23 protein-coding genes and 1 tRNA gene are annotated in these 23,363 nt (G+C 68.6%); 9 read left to right on the top strand and 15 right to left on the bottom strand.

Annotated features, from left to right (window positions below; translation table 11 throughout):
* Positions 1–15 precede the first annotated feature (15 nt).
* The 4 genes from ACI7BZ_RS14220 to ACI7BZ_RS14205 form a co-directional block, all read right to left on the bottom strand.
* A complete protein-coding gene (locus tag ACI7BZ_RS14220) occupies positions 16–1,008 on the bottom strand; it encodes a threonine ammonia-lyase (RefSeq protein WP_414117835.1) in 993 nt (330 codons plus the stop codon).
* Positions 1,005–2,072 (bottom strand): glycosyltransferase family 4 protein, encoded by a 1,068-nt coding sequence (locus ACI7BZ_RS14215; protein ID WP_414117834.1) that lies wholly within the window; start codon positions 2,070–2,072, stop codon positions 1,005–1,007. The genes ACI7BZ_RS14220 and ACI7BZ_RS14215 overlap by 4 nt, the downstream gene beginning before the upstream one ends.
* Positions 2,072–2,881, bottom strand: a complete 810-nt coding sequence (locus tag ACI7BZ_RS14210; protein ID WP_414117833.1) for a UDP-2,3-diacylglucosamine diphosphatase — start codon at positions 2,879–2,881, stop codon at positions 2,072–2,074. Before ACI7BZ_RS14210 ends, ACI7BZ_RS14215 begins: the two co-directional genes overlap by 1 nt.
* Positions 2,882–3,087: 206 nt before the next feature.
* Positions 3,088–3,687: a LysE family translocator gene (locus tag ACI7BZ_RS14205; protein ID WP_414117832.1), complete on the bottom strand. Its 600-nt coding sequence runs from the start codon at positions 3,685–3,687 to the stop codon at positions 3,088–3,090.
* 127 nt (positions 3,688–3,814) lie between these two features.
* Between ACI7BZ_RS14205 and ACI7BZ_RS14200 the strand changes: the two genes are divergently transcribed.
* Positions 3,815–4,663: a fumarylacetoacetate hydrolase family protein gene (locus ACI7BZ_RS14200; RefSeq protein ID WP_414117831.1), complete on the top strand. Its 849-nt coding sequence runs from the start codon at positions 3,815–3,817 to the stop codon at positions 4,661–4,663.
* Positions 4,664–4,704: 41 nt separating this feature from the next.
* On the opposite strand, the gene ACI7BZ_RS14195 is transcribed toward ACI7BZ_RS14200, so the two are convergent.
* The 3 genes from ACI7BZ_RS14195 to ACI7BZ_RS14185 all read right to left on the bottom strand — a co-directional run bounded on the left by ACI7BZ_RS14195 (position 4,705) and on the right by ACI7BZ_RS14185 (position 7,506).
* Positions 4,705–5,826 carry a carboxylate-amine ligase gene (locus ACI7BZ_RS14195; protein ID WP_414117830.1) on the bottom strand — a complete coding sequence of 374 codons (1,122 nt, stop codon included), beginning with the start codon at positions 5,824–5,826 and terminating at the stop codon, positions 4,705–4,707.
* 243 nt (positions 5,827–6,069) lie between these two features.
* Entirely contained in the window at positions 6,070–6,813 is a 744-nt protein-coding gene (locus tag ACI7BZ_RS14190; RefSeq protein WP_414117829.1) for a 16S rRNA (uracil(1498)-N(3))-methyltransferase, read from the bottom strand.
* Positions 6,814–7,113: 300 nt separating this feature from the next.
* Positions 7,114–7,506 (bottom strand): c-type cytochrome, encoded by a 393-nt coding sequence (locus ACI7BZ_RS14185; RefSeq protein WP_414117828.1) that lies wholly within the window; start codon positions 7,504–7,506, stop codon positions 7,114–7,116.
* 172 nt (positions 7,507–7,678) lie between these two features.
* On the opposite strand from ACI7BZ_RS14185, the gene ACI7BZ_RS14180 reads away from it, so the two are divergent.
* The 5 genes from ACI7BZ_RS14180 to ACI7BZ_RS14160 all read left to right on the top strand — a co-directional run bounded on the left by ACI7BZ_RS14180 (position 7,679) and on the right by ACI7BZ_RS14160 (position 11,864).
* On the top strand, positions 7,679–8,353 hold the full coding sequence (locus ACI7BZ_RS14180; RefSeq protein ID WP_414117827.1) for an amino acid kinase family protein: 675 nt from the start codon (positions 7,679–7,681) through the stop codon (positions 8,351–8,353).
* Positions 8,354–8,466: 113 nt separating this feature from the next.
* A complete protein-coding gene (locus ACI7BZ_RS14175; protein WP_414117826.1) occupies positions 8,467–9,048 on the top strand; it encodes a flavoprotein in 582 nt (193 codons plus the stop codon).
* Positions 9,049–9,052: 4 nt separating this feature from the next.
* The gene (locus tag ACI7BZ_RS14170) at positions 9,053–10,468 is read left to right on the top strand and encodes a DUF6513 domain-containing protein (protein WP_414117825.1); all 1,416 of its coding nucleotides are present in this window, start codon (positions 9,053–9,055) and stop codon (positions 10,466–10,468) included.
* Positions 10,465–11,034, top strand: coding sequence for a DUF447 domain-containing protein (locus ACI7BZ_RS14165; protein WP_414117824.1), 570 nt, complete (start codon positions 10,465–10,467; stop codon positions 11,032–11,034). Before ACI7BZ_RS14170 ends, ACI7BZ_RS14165 begins: the two co-directional genes overlap by 4 nt.
* Positions 11,034–11,864 carry a (5-formylfuran-3-yl)methyl phosphate synthase gene (locus ACI7BZ_RS14160; RefSeq protein WP_414117823.1) on the top strand — a complete coding sequence of 277 codons (831 nt, stop codon included), beginning with the start codon at positions 11,034–11,036 and terminating at the stop codon, positions 11,862–11,864. Before ACI7BZ_RS14165 ends, ACI7BZ_RS14160 begins: the two co-directional genes overlap by 1 nt.
* Before the next feature lie 3 nt (positions 11,865–11,867).
* Here the strand turns inward: ACI7BZ_RS14160 and ACI7BZ_RS14155 are convergent, their stop codons facing one another.
* From ACI7BZ_RS14155 to mgtE, 6 genes are all read right to left on the bottom strand, one after another.
* Positions 11,868–12,932 (bottom strand): aminotransferase class III-fold pyridoxal phosphate-dependent enzyme, encoded by a 1,065-nt coding sequence (locus tag ACI7BZ_RS14155; RefSeq protein ID WP_414117822.1) that lies wholly within the window; start codon positions 12,930–12,932, stop codon positions 11,868–11,870.
* An 83-nt stretch (positions 12,933–13,015) separates the two neighbouring features.
* Positions 13,016–13,492 (bottom strand): hypothetical protein, encoded by a 477-nt coding sequence (locus ACI7BZ_RS14150; RefSeq protein WP_414117821.1) that lies wholly within the window; start codon positions 13,490–13,492, stop codon positions 13,016–13,018.
* 22 nt (positions 13,493–13,514) lie between these two features.
* Positions 13,515–13,895 (bottom strand): 4a-hydroxytetrahydrobiopterin dehydratase, encoded by a 381-nt coding sequence (locus ACI7BZ_RS14145; protein WP_414117820.1) that lies wholly within the window; start codon positions 13,893–13,895, stop codon positions 13,515–13,517.
* Positions 13,896–13,993: 98 nt separating this feature from the next.
* Positions 13,994–14,869, bottom strand: a complete 876-nt coding sequence (gene folD / locus ACI7BZ_RS14140; protein ID WP_414117819.1) for a bifunctional methylenetetrahydrofolate dehydrogenase/methenyltetrahydrofolate cyclohydrolase FolD — start codon at positions 14,867–14,869, stop codon at positions 13,994–13,996.
* Between the two features lie 247 nt (positions 14,870–15,116).
* A complete protein-coding gene (locus ACI7BZ_RS14135) occupies positions 15,117–17,252 on the bottom strand; it encodes a putative bifunctional diguanylate cyclase/phosphodiesterase (RefSeq protein ID WP_414117818.1) in 2,136 nt (711 codons plus the stop codon).
* A gap of 210 nt (positions 17,253–17,462) precedes the next feature.
* A complete protein-coding gene (mgtE, locus tag ACI7BZ_RS14130) occupies positions 17,463–18,878 on the bottom strand; it encodes a magnesium transporter (protein WP_414117817.1) in 1,416 nt (471 codons plus the stop codon).
* 277 nt (positions 18,879–19,155) lie between these two features.
* On the opposite strand from mgtE, the gene ACI7BZ_RS14125 reads away from it, so the two are divergent.
* On the top strand, positions 19,156–19,953 hold the full coding sequence (locus ACI7BZ_RS14125; RefSeq protein ID WP_414117816.1) for a polysaccharide deacetylase family protein: 798 nt from the start codon (positions 19,156–19,158) through the stop codon (positions 19,951–19,953).
* A gap of 91 nt (positions 19,954–20,044) precedes the next feature.
* Here the strand turns inward: ACI7BZ_RS14125 and ACI7BZ_RS14120 are convergent.
* Positions 20,045–20,129: transfer RNA gene (locus tag ACI7BZ_RS14120), tRNA-Leu, on the bottom strand.
* 185 nt (positions 20,130–20,314) lie between these two features.
* Between ACI7BZ_RS14120 and lipB the strand changes: the two genes are divergently transcribed.
* Positions 20,315–21,088 carry a lipoyl(octanoyl) transferase LipB gene (gene lipB / locus ACI7BZ_RS14115; RefSeq protein WP_414117815.1) on the top strand — a complete coding sequence of 258 codons (774 nt, stop codon included), beginning with the start codon at positions 20,315–20,317 and terminating at the stop codon, positions 21,086–21,088.
* 107 nt (positions 21,089–21,195) lie between these two features.
* The gene (locus ACI7BZ_RS14110) at positions 21,196–21,795 is read left to right on the top strand and encodes a hypothetical protein (RefSeq protein WP_414117814.1); all 600 of its coding nucleotides are present in this window, start codon (positions 21,196–21,198) and stop codon (positions 21,793–21,795) included.
* Between the two features lie 37 nt (positions 21,796–21,832).
* Here the strand turns inward: ACI7BZ_RS14110 and gatB are convergent, their stop codons facing one another.
* A complete protein-coding gene (gene gatB, locus ACI7BZ_RS14105) occupies positions 21,833–23,323 on the bottom strand; it encodes an Asp-tRNA(Asn)/Glu-tRNA(Gln) amidotransferase subunit GatB (RefSeq protein WP_414117813.1) in 1,491 nt (496 codons plus the stop codon).
* Positions 23,324–23,363: the final 40 nt, after the last annotated feature.

The following is a 23,363-nucleotide window of genomic DNA, read 5'->3' as shown; positions in this document are numbered from 1 at the left end:
TCCCGCTGCGCGCCCTCAGGCGGTGAGGCAGCGGATGAAGGTTTCAGTATCCACGTTGCCGCCGGAAAGAACCACCACCACCACCGAGCCGGGGGCGATGGGAATGCGTCCCTCCAGCAGGCAGGCCAGCGGCACGGCGCCGCCGGGCTCCACCACGAGCTTCAGCTCGCGGAAGGCGAAGGTGACCGCCCTGGACACTTCCGCATCGTCGGCGACGGCCGCCTCGCCCACCAGGGTGCGCGTGATCTCGAAGGTCATGGCACCGGGATGGGGCGCCAGCAACGCATCGCAGAAGGAACCCACCAGCGAGACATTGCGCTCGCGCACGCCGGACCGGAAGGAACGGGCATGATCGTCGAACCCTTCGGGCTCGCAGGCCACCACCCGCAGGCCCGGCGCCCGCGACTGCGCGGCCAGGGCGATGCCGGCCACCAGCCCGCCGCCCCCCGCGGCCGCGGCCACCACCTGCGGCACGAGGCCCAGCTCGGAAAGGTCGTCGAGAATCTCAAGCCCCACCGTGCCCTGCCCGGCGATCACCTCGGTGTCGTCATAGGGCGGCACCAGCGTGGCCCCGCGCTCGGCCGCAAGGGCTCCGGCGATGTCCTCCCCGTGCTGGGTGCGCCGGTCGAAGCCCACCACCGCGGCGCCGAAGGCTTCCGTGCGCTCGCGCTTCAGCGCCGGGGCGTCATCGGGCATGGCGATGATGGCGGGGATGCCGAGCAGGCGGGCGGCGGCGGCGACGCCCTGGGCGTGATTGCCGGAGGAGGAGGCGACCACGCCGGCCGGGCGGTCCGCCAGGGGAATCTGCACCAGCCGGTTGTAGGCGCCGCGGAACTTGAAGGAGCCGGTGCGCTGCAGGGTTTCCGGTTTCACGAACACCTTCGCCCCGGTCAACTCGCTGAGGGCGGCGCAGTAGAGGAGCGGCGTGCGCACGATCACGCCCGTCAGCCGCCGGGCTGCGGCAGCCACGTCGGCAGAAGTGGGAAGTGCGTCGATACGGGGGTTCATGGAGCAGCGGCCACCCTGCGCCTGCGGCGCAGGCGGTACCGCCGTGCTATAGGTCCAATATCATGCGCAATCAATACGTTGTCGAGAAACTGCCGGGCACTTTCTCGCCACGTATAGCGCAGGGCGAAGCGACGGGCGGCTGCCGGGGAGAGTTCCAGCGCCTTGAGGCAGGCCATGCGCAGGTCTTCGTCCAGCACGCCCACCGGCTCGGTGGCGTCGGCCAGCACGTCGGTGGGTCCGGTCACCGGATAGGCCGCCACCGGCAGGCCGCTCGCCAGCGCCTCCAGCAGCACGATGCCGAAGGTGTCGGTGCGGCTGGGGAAGCAGAAGACGTCGCAGGCGGAATAGACCTGCGCCAGATCCTCCCCCTCCTTGGAGCCGAGGAAATGCACCGCCGGGAAGCGCTCCTTCAGGCTCGCCAGGGCCGGGCCGTTGCCCACCACCACCTTGGAGCCCGGCAGATCGAGGGCAAGGAAGGCCTCGATATTCTTTTCCACCGCCACGCGGCCGACGAACAGGTAGACCGGGCGCGGCAGGTTCAGCGTCGCCTCCGGCCGGGGACGGAACAGCTCCGCATCCACCCCGCGCGACCAGCGCATCAGCCGCTTGAAGCCGCGGGCGTCAAGGTCGCGCTCCAGGGTCGCAGTGGAGACCATGACGCCGCCGCCGGCGTTGTGGAAGGAGCGCAGCCACGCATAGGTGAGGCGCTCCGGCACCGGGGCGCGGGCGGCGAGATATTCCGGGAATTTGGTGTGGTAGGACGTGGTGAAGGTCCGCCGCGAGGCGATGCAGGCCCGCCGCACCAGGATGCCGATGGGCCCCTCGGTGGCAATATGCACGAAATCCGGCTCCAAGGCCTCGATTCGCCGCATGATCATGCGCGGCGTCGCGAGGGCGAGGCGGATCTCGTTATAGGTGGGCATGGGAATGGTGCGGAAGCCCTGCGGCGTCAGGAATTCCAGTTCCGCGCCGAGGTTTGCGGCCTCGCTCGCAGTGTGCTCCAGCGAGCGCACCACGCCGTTGATCTGTGGATGCCACGCATCGGTGGCGACAAGAACCCGCATCAGGCCGCCGCGCGCGCCCCCTCGACCATTTCCCGCTCACCGGCGGGGACCTCCTCGAGATGCCGTGTCCAGCTGATGATCTCGAGTCGGCCGTCCTCGTGCTCGGCGATGGCGGTGCAGCTCTCCACCCAGTCGCCGCAATTCACATAGCGCACACCGAACTGATCGTGAATGACCGCGTGGTGAATATGACCGCAGATCACGCCGTCCACATCGTGGCGCTTGGCCTCGTCGGCCACCGCTTCCTCGAACTTGCCGATATAGTTCACCGCATTCTTCACCTTGAGCTTGGCCCACTGGCTGAGCGACCAATAGGTGAGCCCGAGGCGGCGGCGCGCCTTGTTGAGGTAGGTGTTGATGGTGAGGGCGGCGGAATAGGCCCAGTCGCCGAGGAAGGCGAGCCACTTGGCGTGGCGCACCACCAGGTCGAACACGTCGCCATGGATGACCAGGTAGCGCTTGCCGTCGGCCGCCTCGTGGATGGCGGTTTCCACCACCTCGATGCCACCGAAATGGGTGCCGTAATAATCGCGCAGGAACTCGTCGTGGTTGCCGGGCAGATAGAGCATCCGCGTGCCCTTGCGGCCCTTGCGCAGCAGCTTCTGCACCACGTCGTTGTGCTTCTGCGGCCAGTACCAGGACTGCTTCAGCCGCCAGCCGTCCACGATGTCGCCCACAAGATAGATGGTGTCGGCATCGTGGTACTTCAGGAAGTCCAGCAGAAGTTCCGCCTGGCAACCCTTGGTGCCCAGGTGGACGTCGGAGATGAAAAGGGCGCGGTAGCGGCGCGCTTCGGGACTGTCGCTCACGCCATCACCTCCACGCTTTGGGCGGCTGAACCCGCCCGCGGACTTGCCATCGACTTTACTTCAGCCTTGGCGGTCCGTGACCGTTCCTGGTCGTTCATTGCCTGATGCTCCTTCGGAGCGTGTCCGCGACTTAGCCGGAGTCCTGTTTCCCTTTTATGACGCCAGCGCGAAAAACGGAAGCGCAATTGCACCCAAACTGATCACGCCTAGATAAAGAGCAGTATTACGCTCAGGGCTACTAAGGCGGCTAATAGACCATTGACCCGCTGCCGCAGCTTTTCCTGTGAAAGCATGCGAGACAATGCCGCGCCGAACAGCGCCCAGACCGCCAGAGATGGCACGGCTGTGATCATGAACACGCCGGCGACCAGAAGCACCTGCGGCAGAATCTCCCCATCCGGCCGCACAAAGGCGGGAATGACGCCGAGCGCCACGGTCCACGCCTTCGGATTGACCCACTGGAACGCCGCCGACTGGAGGAAGGTGGGCGCCGATTCGCCGGTGCGGGCGGTCTCCGCATCGGGACCGGCGGCGCGCATCAGGCCATAGGCGAGGAACAGGAGATAGGCGGCCCCCGCCACCTTCAGCGCCAGATGCAGCCCCGGCACGGCCGCGAACACCTGCCCGAGGCCGAGCCCGATGGCGATCACCAGCAGCGGGAAGCCCACCCCAACCCCCAGCATCTGCGGCAGGGTCCGCCAAAAGCCGAACCTTGCGCCGGAGGCGGCGGCAATGAGATTGTTGGGCCCCGGCGTGACGCTGGCAGCCATGGAAAACAGCAACAGCGGGAATATCTGCTCGGTCATCGCCACATTTTCTTCCGCCGCCACCATTGACCATTGGCCCGCGCCGCGCCAGCGTGCGCGCGACCGGAGCGACCGCGCGCCGCACCGTTCCGCAACCCTCCAAAGATACCATCAGGGAGTACGACCTATGAAGCTGGTTCGCTTCGGGGACAAAGGGCAGGAAAAGCCGGGTCTAATCGATTCAAGCGGCAAGGTGCGCGACCTCTCGGGCGTCATCGCCGATCTGGCCGGCGACGCGCTTTCGCCCGCGAGCCTGGCCGCGATCGCGGCGGCCGACCCCGCAACCCTGCCGCTGGCCCCCGAGGGCGCCCGGCTCGGCTCCTGCGTGGCGCGGCCGGGCAATTTCGTGGCGGTGGGCCTCAATTTCGCGGACCATGCTGCGGAAACCAACAATCCCATTCCCGAAGAGCCGGTGCTGTTCAACAAGGCGCCCAACTGCGTGGTGGGCCCCCATGACGACGTGATGACCCCTAAGGGATCGCTCAAGCTCGACTGGGAAGTGGAGCTGGCCTTCGTCATCGGCACCCGCGCCCGCTATGTGGAGGAGAAGGACGCCCTCGCCCACGTCGCCGGCTATTGCATCTGCAACGACGTGTCCGAACGCCATTTTCAGGTTGAACGGTCGGGCCAGTGGATGAAGGGCAAGGGCTGCGAGACCTTCGGTCCGCTCGGCCCCTGGCTCGTCACCACCGACGAGATCGCCGACACCTCCGACCTCGCCATGTGGCTGGAGGTGAATGGCGAGAAGGTGCAGAACGGCTCGACCAAGACCATGATCTTCCGCATCCCGTTCCTGGTGCACTACATCAGCCAGTTCATGGTGCTGGAGCCCGGCGACGTGATCACCACCGGCACGCCCCCCGGCGTCGGCCTCGGCTTCAAGCCGCCGCGCTTCCTCAAGGCCGGCGACGTGATGCGCCTCGGCATCACCGGCCTCGGCGAGCAGCAGCAGACCGTGGTGCCGTTCCAGATGTGAAATGTGCGGGGCCGGCGCGCGCGGTGCCGGCCCCTGCCCTTTCACTGCATCGTCGTGGTGGCCAGCCAGGTCTTCACCGCGTCCAGCGCTTCGGTGCGGTTGCCGGTGCGGTGCTGGGCCTCCCCGAAGACGGCGAGCTGCACGTCGGCGCTGGTTCCCGCCTCGGCGATGGTGCGCACGTGCAGCAGCGCATCCAGGCACCCCAGCGCCTCCGCGTCCTGCGCCACCAGATTGACGAGGCCGTCCACCGCATCGCGCACCGAGAGCGCGCGGCGTTCGGCCAGGTCCACGAACGAGCCGTGGACGCCGTAGCGCTGCGCCCGCCACTTGTTCTCGTCGGCAATGGCCCGGTCCACCGTATCCGCGTGGCGGTTGTGGTGGGGATTGCGCACCAGGAAGCGCACCAGCGCCCGGTAGAGCGCGGCGATCGCCACCGTGTCCTCGATTCGGGTGCAGCTGTCGGGCGCGCGCAGCTCCAGGGTCGGCAGCTTGCGGGAGGGGCGCACCGCCCACCACACATAGCTGGAATCGGTGATCGCCCGGGCGGAGACCAGCGCGTCCACATAGCGCTCGTAGGCCGCATTGCTCTCGAACATTTCCGGCAGGCCGGTGCGCGGCAGCTCGTCGTAGGCGGCGAGCCTGTAGCCCATCAGCCCCGTCTGCTTGGCCCCCCAGAAGGGCGAGGAGGTGGCGAGGGCGACGAAATGGGGGATGTAGGGCACGATGCGCCGCATCACGTCCACCCTTTGGTCGGGGTCGGGCAGCTCCACATGCACGTGCAGGCCGCACACCATGTTGCGCTCGCCCAGCATCTGCAGGTCGTTCATCACCCCGTCATAGCGACGGGCCCGGGTGGGGCGGGCGCCGTCCCAGATGGCGGTGGGATGGGTGCCGGAGGCGATGACGCCGAGCCCGTGGTCGGCCGCCACGTCCGCCACCGTGCGGCGCAGCGCGCGCAGCTGGTCCAGGGCGCTGCCTGAGATGGTGGAGGGCCGGGTGGCGACTTCGAGCTGGGACTGGAGCATTTCCACGGACACCTGCTCGCCCAGCCGGTCCTTCAGCGCGTCGAAGAAGCCAGTCGGCATGCGCCGCTGCACTGCTTTCGATTCGGCGTTCACGACGAAGAATTCTTCCTCAATGCCGAAACGGTAATCGTGCGACATGCGGGCCTCCAGCCAATACTCCAAAAAATGCGAGCCAATAACGCTTTGCCCGCTTCGAAGTTCCGGAGAGACTGACCCGAAATCGGTCGAAAATGCGGCCGGAGAAGACCGTATTTCTACCCTCGCACGATTTCAATACCTTACCGCGTTGCATCAAGGAAAATGGCTGTATTCTTGAATCACTCTCGGAATCATTCAAAGAAATCGGCCTGAACAAAAGGGAACCATCGGCGTTCGCGAGCGTTATTGCCCCCCTGCATTGCCGCCGCGGGCCGCCTCCACCAGCGCAAGGGCCGCCACCGCCGCCGTATCGGCCCGCAAGATCCGCGGCCCGAGGGACAAGGTGATCGCCCGTGGCGCGATGAGGGCACGTTCGTCCGGGCTGAACCCGCCTTCCGGGCCGATCAGGACGCTGGCGGGCCCGGGCGGCGCCGCGCGCAGCGCCTTGATGGGATCGGCCTCCGGCGCCGCCTCGTCGCAGAAGACCAGCACCCGCTCCGGCGGCAGCGCCGCCAGCCATCCCGCCAGGGGCTGCGGCGCGGCGACCTGCGGAATGGAAAGGATGCCGCATTGCTCGGCCGCTTCCACCGCATTGGCGCCCATCCGGTCGAGATTGACCCGCGTCACCTGGGTGAAGCGGGTGATCACGGGGCTGAGGATGCCCGCCCCCATCTCCACGGCCTTCTGGACCATGTAGTCGAGCCGGGCATGCTTGAGCGGCGCGAAGGCAAATTCGAGGGTTGGGGACTGCGGCTGCGGCCGCGTCTGGCGCACAATGTCGAGCCGCACCTCGCGCTTGCCCCCGGCGGCGCGGGCCGCCAGCCACTCGCCGTCGCGCCCGTTGAAGACCAGCACCGTGCCGCCCACCGGCAGGCGGATGACGTTGGCCACGTAATGGGCCTGCTCCGGCGCGAGCGCGAGGCTCCCGCCGGCGGAGAGATCGTCGGCCACATGAAGGCGCTGGGCGCGGAAATCGTGATCGGGCATGGGTCGTCCTCGTGCTCCCGGGGAGGGTCAGCACGGGGCCGGCGATCTGGCAAGGGTCGGTGGCGGCTGTTGGTGGCGGCGGTCGATCGCGCGAACGGGTTGCGGCAAGCGGGGGCCGCAAACAAAACAGGCGGTGTCTATCGCGACACCGCCTGTTCCCCCCAAGGAGGTCCTGCGCCCTGACCGGCGGATATGTTGTCCCAGAGGCGCCGGTGAACCACATCCCCCAAATGGGTGATGCGCCTTCCAGCCCCTTGGACGGGGGCCGCGGCGCCGAGACTCACGGGCGCGGGCGGAAGGTCACTTCTTGCTGCCGTCGGCGTTGAACTGGGCGAGGAAGGCGATGAGATCCTTGCGCTCATCCTCGCTCTTGATGCCGGCGAACGCCATCTTGCCCTTGGGGGCGAGGTCCTTGGGATTGGTGAGGTAGGCGGAAAGGGTGGCGTCGTCCCAGACCTTGCCGGCGGCGGCGCCGTCCTTGATGTCATTTGAGTAAGCATAGCCCTCGAAATGCGCCCACTTGGCGCCCACAATGCCATTCAGCGGCGGGCCGACCTTGGGTTTGGCGTTCGGGCCGATGGCATGGCAGGCCATGCACTTCTTGAAGGAGGTTTCCCCCTTGGCAACATCCGGGTCGGCAAGGGCGGAGCCCGTGGCGGCAAGAACAAGTACAGATGCCAGAATCAGACGCATGTCGCATTCCTCTCTAGACAAGCAGGGCAGAGTCAGCCGGCTTTTTATTCACACATGCGAATATATGAGACGACCCATCTGCCGGCAAGACCTTGCTGCGATGCACAAAATCCCCCATTGGAGGCCGCATGAGCTTCCTTAGCATGACTCCAAGAGAGGAAGAGATAGGACCATGGGCCACGGCCCGGCCGAGGGCGGCGAGATGACGACCATTGTGAAGATCGGTGGCAGTCTCACCCGCGATGCCCCGCCGCGGGAGCTGCTTGGGCGGCTGGCGCAGGCCCGTGGGATCGTGGTGGTGCCGGGCGGCGGTGCCCTGGCGGATACCGTCCGCGATGTTCAGCCGCAGTGGCATCTGCCGGATTCGGCGGCCCACCGGATGGCGATCCTCGCCATGGAGCAGATGGCGCATGCCTTCGCGGCCCTCGCGCCCGCTCTGGTGCCGGCTGCCACCCCGCCGGCCCTGGCCGCCGCTGCCGCAACGGGCGCCGCCCTCTGGCTGCCCGCCGCCATGACCCTCGGCCATCCCGGCATCCCGGAAAGCTGGAACGTGACCTCCGACAGCCTTTCCGCATGGCTCGCCGCCGAGATGAACGCCGCCCGCCTGGTTCTGGTGAAGGCGCCCGGCCTCGCCCTGCCCGCCCCCACCGCCCACCGCACCGCCGACCTCGCCACCTGGTGCCGGGCGGGCCTGGTGGATGCGGCTTTTGCGAGCATGGCGCAGCGCTTCACAGGCGATATTGTGCTCGTCGCCGCGCACGACACGCAGGGGCTTGAAAAGGTCCTGGAGCAGAAGCGGCCGGCATCCGAGGAACCGCCCGCCCGGAGCGTGATTCGATCAGATTGAAGCCATTTGATCGGTGAATCGCCCTCCGGCTTGATGACAGACGGCGCGTGATCCCATCAGCTTGCGATCCAGGCTGATCGGCGCGCGCTCAAGAGGAAGGCACCCGCCCGACCATGACCGCAAAAGCGCCCCGCTGGGCCTGGGCCCTCACCGGCTCCGGCCATTATTTCACCGAGAGCATCGAGATCATCCGCGCGCTGCGGGACGTGGACCTGTTCATCTCCGCCGCGGCGGAGGAAGTGCTGCGTATGTACAAGCAGGACAAGGAGCCCCTGCCCGCGGAAACGCAGGTGTTCCGCGACAACAGCGCCTCGTCCGCCTCCATCGGCCGCTTCTATCATGGCGAATACCACACCCTCGTGGTGTCGCCGGCCTCGTCCAACACGGTGGCGAAGGCGGTGCTCGGCATTTCCGACACCCTCGTCACCAATTGCTTCGCCCAGGCCGGCAAGTGCCGGGTGCCGGCCATCGTCTTCGCCTGCGACAGCATGCCGGAAATGATCACCGAGGCGCCGGAGGGTCCGGTTCCGGTGTATCCGCGCCGCATCGACCTGGAGAACACCGCCCGCCTGAAGACCTTCGAGGCCACCGTGGTGGCCGAGACGCTGGAGGAACTGCGCCGCGCCATCGCCCGCCGCCGGGCGGAGCTCGCCGCCGGCGCCGCCACCCGCCCCCACCCCCTGCCGGCGACCTGAGCCCATGGCGGAGCGCATCGCCCTCGTCACCGGCTCCCTGGCCGAGCCCCGCATCCGCCGCATCGCGCAGGAGATCGCCGACGACCGGCTCGATCCCGTGGTGGTGAATGTGGGCGTGAAGGTCGCCGCCCTCATGACGGCGGAGATCGTGGAACGCCGCCTGAAGCTGCCCGCCGGCACCGACCGGGTGCTGATGCCCGGCCGCTTCCGCGGCGACCTGGTGCGGCTGGAGGCCTATTTCGGCCGGCCCTTCGCCCGCGGGCCGGAGGAGGCCGCCGACCTGCCCGACTATTTCGGCAAGGGCCGCGGCACCCTCGCCCTCGACCGCCACGACGTGCTGCTGTTCGCCGAGATCGTGGACGCCACCCGCCTCTCCCTGGCGGAACTGCTCACCCGCGCCCGCGCCCTGAGGGCCGAGGGGGCGGACGTGATCGACCTCGGCGCCCTGCCCGATTCCCCCTTCCCCCACCTGGAGGCGGCCATCGCCGCCCTGAAAGGCGAGGGGCTCAAGGTGAGCGTGGACAGTTTCGACCCGCAGGAGCTCTCCCGCGCCACCCGCGCCGGGGCGGACTACCTGCTCAGCCTCAACGAAACCAACCTTTCCATCGCCGACGAAGGCCCGGCCGTGCCGGTGCTGGTGCCCGCCCGGGCCGGGGACCTGCCCTCCCTCGTGCGCGCGGTGGAGAGGTGCGAGGCCGCGGGCCGCCCCTTCCTGGCCGACCCCATCCTCGACCCCATCCATCTCGGCTTCACCGCCTCCCTGCTGCGCTATGCGGAGCTGCGGCGGCTGAAGCCGGACATCGCCATCCTCATGGGCATCGGCAACGTCACCGAGCTGACCGATGCCGACACCACGGGCATGAACGCCCTGCTCATGGGCATCATCTCCGAGCTGCGGCTGAATGCGGTGCTGGCGGTACAGGTGAGCCCCCATTGCCGCACCGCCGTGCGCGAGTTCGACCGCGCGCGGCGGGAATTCTTCGCCGCGCGGGAGGCGGGCGCGCTGCCGCAGGGCTTCGGCGGCGGACTGATGGCGCTGCGGGACCGGCGGCCCTTCACCACCACGCCCGAGGAGGTGGAGCGCCTCGCCGGCTCGGTGAGCGATCGCGCCTTCCGCATCGAAGTGACGCAGAACGGCATCCACGCCTACAATCGCGACGGCCACCATGTGGCGCAGGAGCCGTTCGCCCTGTTTCCCCACCTGAAGGTGGACAGCGACGGCGCCCACGCCTTCTATCTGGGCGTCGAGACCGGCCGGGCGGAAATCGCATACCGCCTCGGCAAGCGCTATGCACAGGACGAGCCCCTGAAATGGGGCGTGGCGGGAGAGACCGGCGGCAGCGCCGACGAGGCCCATCGGTTGACTTTCAAGGAACCGGGATCGACCCTTTCCCGGGACAAGAAAGGCGAAGGCGCGTGATCCGGGAAACCATCGTCACCACACAATCGGCGGCCGGCGAGGCCCATCTGGCGCCCATGGGCGCCAGCGTCGTGGATGGCGGCTACCTGCTGCAGCCCTTCCGCCCCTCGCGCACGCTGGACAATCTGGCGGCGAGCCGGGTCGCGGTGGTGAACTTCACCGACGACGCCCGCATCTTCGCCGGCTGCATCACCGGCCGCCACCGATCCTGGCCCACCGCCCCCGCCACCCGGCTTGCCACCGCCGTGCGCCTTGCCGCCTGCCTCGCCCATGACGAGGTGGAGGTGGAGCGCATGGAGGACGACCCCACCCGCCCCCGCTTCTTCTGCCGCACCGTGCACCGGGAGACCCACGCCCCCTTCCTCGGCCTCAACCGGGCGGTGGCGGCGGTGCTGGAAGGTGCCATCCTGGTGTCGCGCCTGCACCTGATGGACCCGGAGCGGGTGGACCGGGAGATGAACTATCTGTCCGTCGCCATCGAGAAGACCGCCGGCGCGGCGGAGCGGGAGGCCTGGGACTGGCTGTGCGAGACCGTCGCCGACCACCGGGCGCGGGCGGCCTCGTGATGCCGGCCGGCATGCCCCGGGGGGCGGCATGGGCTCCCGCCATCCGTACCGCGCCGGGGCTGCTCGCCTCGGTGGCAAATCTTGCCGAGATGGACGCGGCGCTCGCCGCCGGCGTGGACATCGTGGACCTGAAGGACCCCGCCCGCGGCGCGCTGGGGGCCTGGGAGCCGAAGGCGCTCGTGGCCGCGGTCAGCCGCTGGCGGGCGGCCGGGAGCGCAGCAACCTCAGCCGATGGGAGCACCGGCCCCCGCCCGGACGGCGCGCGGCCTCCGGGCCGCAGCGGCATCCGCCCCGATCTCAGCGCCACGGTGGGGGACCACCCCCTCACCCCCGGCACCCTCATGGCAGCGGCGATGCGCACCGCCGCCACCGGCGTGCCGCTGGTGAAGATCGGCTTCGCCCTGCCGCCGCGGGAGGCGCAGGCGGCGCTGGCCCCCTGCCTTGCGGCGCTGCGGCCGCTGGCCCGGGACACGCGGCTCATTGCCGTGCTGTTCGCCGACCAGGCGCCCGACCTTGCCCTCGTGCCGCGCTTCGCCGAGGCGGGCTTTCATGGGGTGATGCTGGACACCGCCGACAAGGCAGCCGGCGGCCTCATGCGCCATATGGGGCTCGAAAGCCTCGGCGGCTTCGTCGCGGCGGCGCGCGCCTGCGGGCTGCTCACCGGGCTTGCGGGCTCGCTTGCCCTTGAGGACATCGCCCCGCTTTCCGCCCTCGGTCCCCATTATCTCGGCTTCCGCGGCGCGCTCTGCGCCGGCGGGCGCGTGGCGGCGCTGGACCCCGCACGCCTTGCGGCGGTGCGCGGGGCACTGCGCGGGCAGGCGGCGGCCTGAGGCTCAGGCCGGCACCGGCTCCATCTGCGCCACGGCATGCTCCAAGTGCTCCGCCGCCGCGGCGATCTCGCCTTCCGTCACCGTGAGGGGCGGCAGGAACGCCAGAACGCAACCGATGGCGCGCACAAAGAGCCCGGCCTGCGCCAGCCGCGCCGCCAGTTCCTCCGCCGCCCCGGGGCAGACCAGCCCCTGCATCAGGCCGGTGCCCGCAAGGCCGGTGAACAGATCCGGCCGGCGCCAGCGCAGCGTGGCGAGGCGGTCTTCCAGCATCCAGCCGAGCGCCTGGATGCGGGCCTCGAAGCCCGCCGCCAGCGCCATTTGCACCACATGGGCCGCCTGCGCCACGGCGGCGGCTTCCGGCCGCGGAAGGGATGCGGGCAGGCCGCGCGCCACCTTCTGCGTCATCACCAGGGCGGCCAGGGGCAGGCCGGCCCCCTCCCCCAGCAGCATCAGGTCCGGCGTCACGCCGGTCCATTCGTGGGCGAAGGCCATGCCGGTGCGCCCCAGCCCTCCATCGGTCTCGTCGAAGGCGAGGATGAGGCCGTATTCGTCCGCGCTCTCCCGCAGATCGGCAAGCAGGGAGCCGGACAGCATCTCCAGCCCGGCGGCAAGGCGCACGGGCGAGACGAGAAGGCCCGCCGTCCTCGGCCCGATCTCGGCGCGGACGGCGCCCATGTCGTCCGCCACCAGCGACACTTCGGCGTCGCCGGCCAATTCCGGCGGCAGGACGGTTCCGGGCGGGGCGCAGACGAGGAGATGGCGGCGCTTCGGCCGGCCGGCGATGCGGTGATGGGCGCGGATGGTGTCCAGCATCGCCCGGCGGACGCTCGCCATGGTTGGCAGGAGAACCCCGGCGTCGCCGAAGGAATGGGCCACGAGGAGCCCGGTGATCGCAGCGGCTTCATCTCCCGCGCCGGAGATGGGCCGGTCCTGCGCCAATGGGGGTTCCGCGTCGGCGGCCACCAGCTGCGCGCCGGAAAAGTCCAGCGGCAGCACAACGGGCGGCGCGCCTTCTGCCGGTTCCGCCAGGCCATCAACCGGCAAGCCATGGGAAAGATCGTTCGGCACCCGCGCACTCCCGGCCCGCTGGAGCGCTGAACGGCCCTGTGACGTCCTGGGCCGGTCCCGCGCTCGCGTTCAGGGAACGAAGTTTACCACTTCTCGGCAATCTGCCGGCGCACGAAATCGTCCTCATGGGTGAAGGTGACCTCAAGCGCCGGGTCCCGCGCCCATCCGCTGCCCGGCTTGGCCAGATTGCGGCCCCAATATTCCACCACCCGCACGCCGATGGCGGTCATGGTTTCTCCCGCCCGGCATCCCCCCATCCCGGTCCGGGCCTCGATTTCCGTGGTGTGGCACGGCGGGTCGCCATAAAGCGCGTCATCATTGGCGCGGATGGCCTCGGCCACCGGAATGGGCCTGCGGTCCTGGGCTTCGGCGCGGGAGCAGCAGACGAGGAAGGCGCGCCGGCACGCCTGGCACACCACCTCCACCAGCGCCGCCTCGTCGGCATAGATGTCCGACTTCAGGTCGGGCGCGAACGGCGCGTAGCGCGGCACGCCGTGTTCGTCGTACCAGAGGATCGGATCGGTGATCCGGGACATGATGTCGTCGTAGCTGCCCTTCATGTGCCCCCCCGGTTCGTCCGCCTCAATCATACTTCACATAGGCGAACCGCAAATCGTGCTGCGGCGTGCCTTCCAGCGGGCCATCCGCCTCAAGGCCGGGCTGCCACTGGACCACCTCCTCGATCTTCTTCGCCAAGGCGAAGTCGCGCACGGTGATGCCCTTGGCATCGTGGGACTGCAGGCGCACCTCCACCCAGGCATAGGAGGCGGTGAGGTCGGGATGGTGCCACGCGGCTTCCGCCAGATGGCCCACGGTGTTGATCACCATGAGCGTGCCCTTCCAGCTGTTGGTCTTGTAGGTGCGGCGGATCCAGCCGTCCTCAAGGCGCCAGTGGGGCAGTTCCGCCTTCAGCCGGGCCTCGATCTCCGCGGTGGTGAAGGTCTGCTTGCGATCGATGGTCATGGGTGCCTCCTCGGGGCAGGAGCCGATGTCTCATGCATTATGCGCCCGTGCGCACGGGGGCGCAGGGCGAAGCCACCGGCGCCCGCCGCGCGGCGGGCTCAGCCGAGGCCGGCCTGGCGCTTGGCTGCGGTGAGCGTGTTGGCCAGCAGGCAGGCGATGGTCATGGGGCCGACGCCGCCGGGCACCGGCGTGATGAGGCCGGCAATGCCCTGCGCCTCGGCAAAGGCCACGTCGCCCACCAGCCGCGTCTTGCCATCCTCACGCGGGATGCGGTTGATGCCTACGTCGATGACCGTGGCGCCGGGCTTGATCCAGTCGCCGCGCACCATTTCCGGCCGCCCCACGGCGGCGATGAGGATGTCCGCCATGCGGCACTCGGCCGGCAGGTCGCGGGTGCGCGAATGGGCGATGGTGACGGTGCAATCCTCCTTCAGCAGGAGCTGCGCCGCGGGCTTGCCGACGATGTTGGAACGCCCCACCACCACTGCCCGCAGGCCGGAGAGGTTGCCCAGGTGGTGCTTCAGCAGCATCACGCAGCCCAGCGGCGTGCAGGGCACAAGGGCATCGAGCCCCACGGCGAGGCGGCCGGCATTGACCACATGGAAGCCGTCCACGTCCTTCGCCGGGTCGATGGTGGAGAGCACCTTCATGGCGTCGATCTGCGCCGGCAGGGGAAGCTGCACCAGGATGCCGTGGACCTGCGGGTCCGCATTGAGGCGCGAGATCAGCGCGAGCAGGTCCGCCTCCGCCGTGTCCACGGGCAGCTTGTGCTCGAACGAGGCCATGCCGGCCTCCAGGGTCTGCGCCGCCTTGTTGCGCACATAGACCTGGCTCGCCGGGTCCTCCCCCACGAGAACGACGGCAAGGCCGGGCTTCAAGCCGGCGCTGGCGCCAAGGTGCGCGACTTCCCCGGCAATGCGGGCCCTGAGGTCGGCCGCGAACGCCTTTCCGTCGATGAGCTTGGTCTCGATCACGAAGCATCCCCACACAGTGCGGAGCCAGGCTTGACGGCGCCCGGGGGGCAAGGCCCCGGCTCCGCCGGCTCCAGGACATGGGCATGCGACCCCGAAGCGCCGTCCCCACGATTGCCCGCCGTTCTCCGCACCGAACCCGCGGAAGGCAAGGCCAAAGGGACCCGGTGCGACGCCACAGCCCGCTGAATACCCTTATAAAGATAAAAACTTTCTTGAAAAGAAAATTAAGGCGCCGGTTGGCGCGCCCTCAGGCGGCGGGGGGCGAGGTCGTGCGGCCCCCGGCCTGCTCCTTCTCCCGCACCAGCATGGCCACCGCGGCGGTCAGCGGCAAGGGCGGCGCGAACAGATAGCCTTGCGCCTGCTGCATTCCCACCTGCCGCAGGAAGCGCAGTTGCTCCGGCGTCTCCACCCCTTCGGCGGTCATGGAAAGGCCGAGGGAGCGGCCAAGGCGCACCTTGTATTCAACGATGGCATCGGCGTCGGCATCCTCGCCGAGGCGCGTGATGAACGCCCGGTCGATCTTGATCTTGGTGAAGGGAAAGCGCCGCACATGCACCACCGAGGCATAGCCGGTGCCGAAATCGTCCAGCGCCAGCCGGATCCCGGCAGCGCGCAACGCCTTCAGGTTGCTCTGCACCTCCGGGGAGGGATGCAGCACCATGCTTTCCGTGATCTCGATCTCCAGCCGCGCCGGATCGAACCGGGCCTGCTCCAGGACATCCAGGATCTTGGGAATGATGCCGAAGGAGCGCAGGGTGACCGGCGACATGTTCACCGCAATCCAGCGGTCGCCCAGCGCGCGCGCATCCACCACCGCGCGGCGCAGGACAAAAAGGTCCAGCGCGCAGATCAGGTGGCTCTCCTCCGCCACCGGCACGAACGCGGCGGGCGGAAGGCGCCCGCGGGTGGGGTGGTCCCAGCGCACCAGCGCTTCGAAGCCGACGATCCGCTCGCTCTCCAGCTCCACCTGCGGCTGGAACTGAAGCGTGAGCTCGCCGCGCTCCAGCGCGCCCTCAAGCTCCGAGGCCATCCGCTTGGTCTCGGCGGCCGCGTGCTCGAACTGCGGCACGAAGACGCGATAGGTGCCCTGCCCTTCCGCTTTGGCGCGGTAAAGGGCGATGTCGGCGCGGCGCATCAGCTCGGCGGCCTCGTTGGCATCTTCCGGCGCCTGCGCAGCACCCACCGATGCGCTGACCCGCACCACTTCGCTCCCCAGCGAGACGGGCACCTCCAGGGCGGCGAAGATGCGCGCGGCCAGCGCGTCCCGGTCCCCGGGCGCCGTGCACCGGGCGAAGACGACGAACTCGTCGCCGCCGAAGCGACCGGCAAGGCCGCTATCCCCCACCGCGGCCCGCAGCACGTCGGCCACCGCGCACAGCAGCACATCGCCGGCGCCGTGCCCGGCCCAGTCGTTCACCTCCTTGAAGTTGTCGAGATCGACAAACAGCAGCGCCACGGTCTCCTCCGGCCGGCGCGACGCCAGCGCCGCTTCCAGCTCGGCGAGGAAATGCCCGCGGTTGGCAAGGCCCGTCAGGTGGTCCTGGAGCGCCAGCGCCCGAACCTGTGTCTCGCTGGCGGCAAGAGCCGCCGCGGTGCGCTGCGCCCGCACCATCAGCACCAGGAAGATCCCGGACAAAAGCAGGCTGAAGGCGGCCGCCGTCGGCATCAGTTCCCGCAGCAGGCTGCGGCCCGGCTCATGGCCGCGCCACGCCAGTTCCACCTGCGACCCGTCATAGAGATTGGGAACGCGAAGACTGCGCCCCTCCGGCGCCTCGTCCTGGACCCGGACGATCTGCACGTCGTCAAGGTTGGCGGGCTTCGAGAGCGTTTTCAGAAATTCCGGGTCGATGACATCCACCGTCACCGCCAGCAGGGGCTGGTGATACCGGGGCAGGTCGGCCTTCACCCCGAACGGCCGGGCGACCAGGAGCCCGGCCGCGCCCGGCCCGGCGACGATGCCGCGCGCCGCCTGCTGCCCCTCCGCCAAGGCGCGCTGGATGGCCGGACGAATCCAGGAGAAGGCCTTCGTCGCGCCGAGCTCGCCCTGCTCGGAGGAGTAGATGATATTTCCGTCGGCATCGGTGATGTAGACGAACTCGAAGCCGAAGCCGGTATTGAGCCGCTCCCCGAAACGCCGGTGCAGCTTCGGCAGGTCCCCGCCGGCGATGGCGTCGAGGGTCGCGCCCTCCTCCTCCGCCGTGGCGAGGGCACGCGCCATCACGCTGCCATGCGCCTCCAGGGAGGCCAGCAACGCCGCGCGCTCGCGCGTCCCGCTTTCATCATCCTTGCGCAGGCTGGCAACAAAAACGGCTGCCCCGAGCCCGGCCACCAGCACGGCGGCGGCGAGCGCGGCCGGCAGGGTCCAGCCTTCGCGAGCGTTCAACCGAAACGGAATCTGCCTGCCCTCCGTCCGCCGCGCGCCTTGCCCCGCGGGCCTGTCCCGGGTCGCAGAAGATCGGACGCCGGTTCCGATCGTCCGTTCCCTGGGCACGTCACCATCCGCGGAGTGTCACGGGGCGATCATTTGTCGTGCAAATCCGCCGGCTACGCAAGGGGATCGCAGGAACAACCCCTTGCAGGCAAGGGCTTAGCCCTAGCCCGCGGCAAACCACCAGGTGGCGAGCCCGAGAAAGGCGAAGAAGCCGACGGAGTCCGTGACCATGGTCACGAACACCCCCGAGGCCACCGCCGGGTCGAGCTTCAGCCTTGAGATGGCAAGGGGAATGAGCGTGCCGAACAGCCCGGCCGCCATCATGTTCATGATCAGGGCTGCGGAAATGACGCTGCCCAGGTGGGCATTGCCGAACCACAGGGCGGCGATGATGCCCAGCAGGGTGGCGAGGGTGACGCCGTTGAGCAGCCCCACCAGCACCTCGCGAGAGATGATGCGACGGGCATTGTGGCTCGACAGGTCCTTGGTGGCCAGCGCGCGCACCACCACCGTCATGGTCTGGGTGCCCGCATTGCCGCCCATGGAGGCGACGATGGGCATCAGCACGGCAAGGGCCACCATCTTCTCGATGGTGCCCTCGAACAGGCCTATGATGGAGGCCGAGACGAACGCCGTGCCCAGATTGACCATGAGCCAGGGCAGCCGGCTGCGGGCGGTATAGGCCACGGTATCGGACAATTCCTCGTCGCTGCCCACGCCGGCGAGGGCGCGCAGGTCCTCGTCCGCCTCTTCCTGGATGACGTCCACCACGTCGTCGATGGTCATCACGCCCACCAGCCGGCCGGCGTCGTCCACCACCGGGGCGGACACCAGATTGTAGCGCTCGAACATGCGCGCCACATCCTCCTGGTCGTCGGAGGCCTTCACCACCTTGGGCTGCTCGCTCTTCACCCCCGTGACCAGCACCGGGCGGCGGGTGCGCAGCAGCCGGTCGAGGGACACCGAGCCGATGAGCCGATAGGCCGGGTCCACCACGAACACTTCATAGAAGGTGTCGGGCAGGTCCACCGTCTCGCGCATGTAGTCGATGGTGCGCCCCACGGTCCAGAAGGGGGGCACGGCGATGAATTCGGTCTGCATGCGCCGGCCGGCGCTCTCCTCCGGGTAGTCCAGGGAGCGCTGGAGGGCGACGCGTTCCGGCGCCGGCATGTGCTCCAGCACCGCGGCCATCTCGTCCTCGTCGAGATCTTCGAGGATGTAGACCGCATCGTCCGAATCAAGGTCGCGCATACCCCGCGCCACCGTGGCCGGCGACAGCGCATGAAGAATCTGCAGGCGCACCGTCTCGTCGAGCTCGGTCAGCGCCGTGAAATCGAAGGCGGGGCCGAGCAGCTCGATGAGGCGCCGGCGCTCGTCCGCGTCCAGCGCCTCCAGCAGGTCGCCCATGTCGGCTTCGTGCAGCTCGCCGGTGAGGGTCTTCAGGCGGTCCACGTCGCGGGCGGAAATGGCGTCTTCCACCGTGGCGCGGAAATCCTCGCGCAGGTTGCCCTCGGCATCGCTCACCGCGTGCACATCGCTCGCGCCGTCGTCGCGGGCGGGATCGGTGTCCTCGCGCATGGGCTCCTCCCGTTCGGTGGTGGGCGGGGGTCGGGGCGCCCTTCCCCTGGGGATCGGGCACGGATCTGGGATTTCGGCAGGACCCGATCGGCCTGGGTCGGCACCGGCTCCGGCTCTAGAGTGCTGCGGACGGTTTGTGAAGCCTGCATGGCGACTTCTTGCAATGCCGTGCGACCGGGCGCCGGCACGCCGGCCTTTCCTTCGCCACCGGCAGGGCTTAGGCAGAACTGGCCCGCGGCATGGCCGGGCCTTCGAACGCGAAGCGGGGAATGGTGACATGACACCCCTCATGCGGCGGCTGGTCGCAACACTGTGCCTCCTCCTGCCCTTCGCGGCCCCCGCGCTGGCGCAGGGCCCCTGCCCCGGCCGCACCGACGCGCTGGGAACGGCGCGGGTGCTGGAGATCGACCCCAAGGGCCTGCGGGTCGGCACCCGATCGTTCGCGCAAACCCTGCCCCTGGCGCCGCGGGAGGTGGTGCTGACCTTCGACGACGGCCCGTGGCCCGGCACCACCGCCGCCATTCTCGACGCGCTGAAGGCCGAATGCGTGCGGGCGACCTTCTTCCTCATCGGCGAGAATGCGAAGGCCCGGCCGCAGTTGGTGCGCCGCACGCTGGCGGAAGGCCACACCCTTGCCCACCATTCCATGACCCATCCGGCGGTGACGCTGGCCAAGCTGCCGTTCGAGGCGGCGGTGGCGGAGATCGAGCGCGGCATCGCCGCCGACGAGGCCGCCGCCTACGGCACCGGCGGGGCGGCGCCGCGGGTGCCCTTCTTCCGCTTTCCCGGCTTCGCCTCCACGCCGAAGCTGCTGGACTATCTCGACGCGCGGGGAATCGCCGTGTTCGGCGCCGATCTGTGGGCCAGCGACTGGAACGTGATGACGCCGCAGGCCGAACTGGATCTGGTGATGAAGCGGCTGGATGCGGCCGGCGGCGGCATCATTCTGTTCCACGATACCAAGAGCTACACCGCGGCGATGATTCCCGCCTTCCTGCGCGCCCTCGCGGAGCGCGGCTACACGGTGGTGCATGTGGTGCCGAAGGCACAGGCAGCCGCCGGCAAGCCATCCTGACGCGAACCGGCGCCGGAAACGAAAAAGGGCGGCCGAAGCCACCCTCTTGCGTGCCCGCGCCCGAAGGCGCCCGGAACTTTTGCCAATCCACTGGTGCGGACGAGAGGACTCGAACCTCCACGGGTCTCCCCACTAGCACCTCAAGCTAGCGCGTCTACCAATTCCGCCACGACCGCAGTCAGGGATGGCACCGGCCGGGGGTCCATTGAAGGACCGCTCTCGACCGGGGGCCATCGTCTAACAGATCGAATGTGCGGCTACAAGTGCTCTCGGCAACACGGGCGCCACACGCCGGCGGCCTGTGGATGACGCACCGGCGGAGGGGGCTGGACCCGCACGGCCAAAGGATTATGCAGGGACCATGACAGACCGCATCGCCGCCGGCGCCACGCGCGCGAGCCTCGACGCCACCTTCCTGCCCCTCGCCGCAGATGCGCCGCCGGTGGAATGGGTGGTGAGCGACCCCCTCATCGCCTATCCCGAGGCCCTCGCCGCCATGGAGGCGCGCGCCGCCGCCATCGCCGAGGGCACGGCGCCCGAATGCGTGTGGCTGCTGGAGCATCCGCCCCTCTACACCGCCGGCACCAGCGCCCGCCCGGAAGATCTCGTGGACGCGCGATTCCCGGTCTACGAGACCGGCCGGGGCGGCCAGTTCACCTATCACGGCCCCGGCCAAAGGGTGGCGTATGTGATGCTCGACCTCAAGCGCCGCGCGCCCGACGTGCGGCGCTATGTGAGCGCGCTGGAGGCCTGGATCATCGGCACCCTCTCCGCCTTCAACGTCACCGGCGAGCGGCGGGAGGACCGGGTGGGCGTGTGGGTGCGCCGGAAGGGCGGCGGCCAAGGAAGCGGGGAAGACAAGATCGCCGCCATCGGCATCCGCGTGCGGCGCTGGGTGACCTTCCACGGCATCTCGCTGAACGTGGAGCCGGACCTTTCCCATTTCGGCGGAATCGTGCCCTGCGGCGTGCGCGAGCACGGCGTCACCAGCCTTGCCGACCTCGGTCTGCCGGTGGCCATGCACGAGGTGGACGCGGTGATGCGGGTGGCGTTCGAGGCGGTGTTCGGGAAGACGGTAGTGGGGGCGACGCTGTTGCCGACATCTGAACGGGACCGCCAGGGCGCCCCGCAATAGGGCGCCGGAAATACGCATCAAACGAATTGATAGCCTACAGTCATATTTGAACTTGTCATTTCGGCGCTGTCGACGCTCAATTCTCGTGCTGAAGAATGAGCGCAAGCATGCCTTCCTCCACCGGGACAAAAAAACCCGACCACGATTACTCGACCCAGGGCTTCGCCGAAGTCCTCATGAAGCAATCAGCAGAGGATATCCTGAAAGGATCCAAAAAACGCGACTTCTTCCACAACATGGTCAAGGCAGGAACCAGCCACGCCCTCCGCGGTGGCCTGGTAAAAATTGGCCTTCCAGATCACATTGCACAAGGAATTGGCGATCATTATACAATCGCTTACGAATTGATCAATGGCGGTAAAGTCTTATCGGGACGAGAACTTGCAGTATTCTTGGCACAGAAGGGCATTGCCATTGCTCGGATGGGCAACGCACAGGACAACCTCACCTGCGGGATCTCAGTGGCCGTGCTGGCAGTGAGCATCGTGAAGACAACCGGGGCTCTCCTCGCAGAAGCTCCAACAGGCGGCGCTGCGACGCCCATTCTTCTTGTGGAGGTCGGGCAGGTCGTTCTGGATGCCTACAGCATGAATCAAGACTGCAAGCTGACGGATGCCGTCAACCGAAAGATCACGGAAACCGCTCAGCCCATGTATATGTGGCTCGAAAACGGCATCAAGCAATGGATGGGGGTCCCGGGCATCTGAACCCGCGCCCCCGTCCCTACCCGCCGCAACGCCCCCCTCAAATCCCCAGCTTCGCCTTGAGAATATCGTTCAGCGCCTGCGGATTGGCCTTGCCGCCCGAGGCCTTCATGGCCTGGCCGACGAACCAGCCGAGCATGGTGGGCTTGGCCTGCACCTGGGCCACCTTGTCCGGGTTGGCGGCGATGATCTCGTCCACCACCTTCTCGATGGCGCCGGTGTCTGTCACCTGCTTCATGCCGCGGGCTTCCACCACCACGCGCGGGTCGCCGCCCTCGGTGAAGATGATCTCGAACAGGTCCTTGGCGATCTTGGACGAGATGGTCCCCTCGGCGATCAGGTCGAGGATGGCACCGATCTGGTGCGGCGTCACCGGCGAGGAGGTGACGTCCTTGCCCTCCTTGTTCAGGCGGCCGAACAGCTCGTTGATGACGAAGTTCGCCGCCGCCTTGCCGTCGCGCCTGGCGCCGCCGCCTTCCACCACCTGCTCGAAATAATCGGCGGTCTCCCGCTCGGCCACCAGCACGCCGGCGTCGTAGGGCGAAAGGCCGTAGTCGGCGATGAAGCGGGCCTTCTTCTCGTCGGGCAGCTCGGGCAGGTGGGAGGCCAGATCCTCCACCCATTCCGCCTTCAGCTCCAGCGGCAGCAGGTCCGGATCGGGGAAGTAGCGATAGTCGTGCGCCTCCTCCTTGGAGCGCATGGAACGCGTCTCGCCCTTGCCCGGATCGAACAGGCGCGTTTCCTGGGAGATGGTGCCGCCGTCCTCCAGGATCTCGATCTGCCGGCGCGCCTCCACCTCGATGGCCTGGCCGATGAAGCGGATGGAATTGACGTTCTTGATCTCGCAGCGGGTGCCCAGCGCGTCGCCCGGCCGGCGCACGGAAACGTTCACGTCGGCGCGCAGGTTGCCCTTCTCCATGTCGCCGTCGCAGGTGCCCAGATAGCGCAGGATGGTGCGCAGCTTGGTCACATAGGCCCGCGCCTCCTCCGCCGAGCGCAGGTCGGGGCGCGACACGATCTCCATCAGCGCCACGCCGGAGCGGTTGAGGTCCACGAACGAGAGGGTGGGCGACAGATCATGAATGGACTTGCCCGCGTCCTGCTCCAGGTGCAGGCGCTCGATGCCCACGGTGATGCTCTCGCCGTCGGGCAGATCGACGATCACCTCGCCCTCGCCCACCACCGGCTGCTTGTACTGGCTGATCTGGTAGCCCTGGGGCAGGTCCGGGTAGAAATAATTCTTCCGGTCGAACACCGATGTCAGGTTGATCTGCGCCTTCAGGCCGAGCCCGGTGCGCACCGCCTGGGCCACGCACTCCTTGTTGATGACCGGCAGCATGCCGGGCATGGCCGCATCCACCAGCGACACATGGTCGTTGGGCGGGCCGCCGAAGGCGGTGGAGGCGCCGGAAAAGAGCTTGGCATTGGAAGCGACCTGGGCGTGCACTTCCATGCCGATCACCACCTCCCAGTCGCCGGTGGCGCCGGGAATGAGCTTCTTGGCCTCGACCGGCCGGGTGTGAAGGGTCATGGTCGTCCTTAAGGTCCTGTCGGCGGCGCACGGCCGCGTG

The organism is Xanthobacter sp. AM11, assembly GCF_047444035.1.
GTDB lineage: Bacteria > Pseudomonadota > Alphaproteobacteria > Rhizobiales > Xanthobacteraceae > Xanthobacter.
Note: the sequence above shows the minus strand (reverse complement) of the source record. Positions and strands in the feature narration are given on the sequence as shown.

Bases quoted from the DNA above. Each gene is read 5' to 3' on its own strand.
- ACI7BZ_RS14145 (WP_414117820.1), bottom strand. From the start codon at position 13,895: ATGACCATCGATCGCAAGCAGACCTTCACCACCGCGGAGATCGAGGCC.
- ACI7BZ_RS14190 (WP_414117829.1), bottom strand. From the start codon at position 6,813: ATGCCCGATCACGATTTCCGCGCCCAGCGCCTTCATGTGGCCGACGAT.
- ACI7BZ_RS14170 (WP_414117825.1), top strand. From the start codon at position 9,053: ATGGCGGAGCGCATCGCCCTCGTCACCGGCTCCCTGGCCGAGCCCCGC.
- ACI7BZ_RS14125 (WP_414117816.1), top strand. From the start codon at position 19,156: ATGACACCCCTCATGCGGCGGCTGGTCGCAACACTGTGCCTCCTCCTG.
- ACI7BZ_RS14205 (WP_414117832.1), bottom strand. From the start codon at position 3,687: ATGACCGAGCAGATATTCCCGCTGTTGCTGTTTTCCATGGCTGCCAGC.
- lipB (WP_414117815.1), top strand. From the start codon at position 20,315: ATGACAGACCGCATCGCCGCCGGCGCCACGCGCGCGAGCCTCGACGCC.
- ACI7BZ_RS14160 (WP_414117823.1), top strand. From the start codon at position 11,034: ATGCCGGCCGGCATGCCCCGGGGGGCGGCATGGGCTCCCGCCATCCGT.
- mgtE (WP_414117817.1), bottom strand. From the start codon at position 18,878: ATGCGCGAGGACACCGATCCCGCCCGCGACGACGGCGCGAGCGATGTG.
- ACI7BZ_RS14195 (WP_414117830.1), bottom strand. From the start codon at position 5,826: ATGTCGCACGATTACCGTTTCGGCATTGAGGAAGAATTCTTCGTCGTG.
- gatB (WP_414117813.1), bottom strand. From the start codon at position 23,323: ATGACCCTTCACACCCGGCCGGTCGAGGCCAAGAAGCTCATTCCCGGC.
- ACI7BZ_RS14150 (WP_414117821.1), bottom strand. From the start codon at position 13,492: ATGAAGGGCAGCTACGACGACATCATGTCCCGGATCACCGATCCGATC.
- ACI7BZ_RS14215 (WP_414117834.1), bottom strand. From the start codon at position 2,072: ATGCGGGTTCTTGTCGCCACCGATGCGTGGCATCCACAGATCAACGGC.
- ACI7BZ_RS14110 (WP_414117814.1), top strand. From the start codon at position 21,196: ATGCCTTCCTCCACCGGGACAAAAAAACCCGACCACGATTACTCGACC.
- ACI7BZ_RS14185 (WP_414117828.1), bottom strand. From the start codon at position 7,506: ATGCGTCTGATTCTGGCATCTGTACTTGTTCTTGCCGCCACGGGCTCC.
- ACI7BZ_RS14200 (WP_414117831.1), top strand. From the start codon at position 3,815: ATGAAGCTGGTTCGCTTCGGGGACAAAGGGCAGGAAAAGCCGGGTCTA.
- ACI7BZ_RS14180 (WP_414117827.1), top strand. From the start codon at position 7,679: ATGGGCCACGGCCCGGCCGAGGGCGGCGAGATGACGACCATTGTGAAG.
- ACI7BZ_RS14220 (WP_414117835.1), bottom strand. From the start codon at position 1,008: ATGAACCCCCGTATCGACGCACTTCCCACTTCTGCCGACGTGGCTGCC.
- ACI7BZ_RS14175 (WP_414117826.1), top strand. From the start codon at position 8,467: ATGACCGCAAAAGCGCCCCGCTGGGCCTGGGCCCTCACCGGCTCCGGC.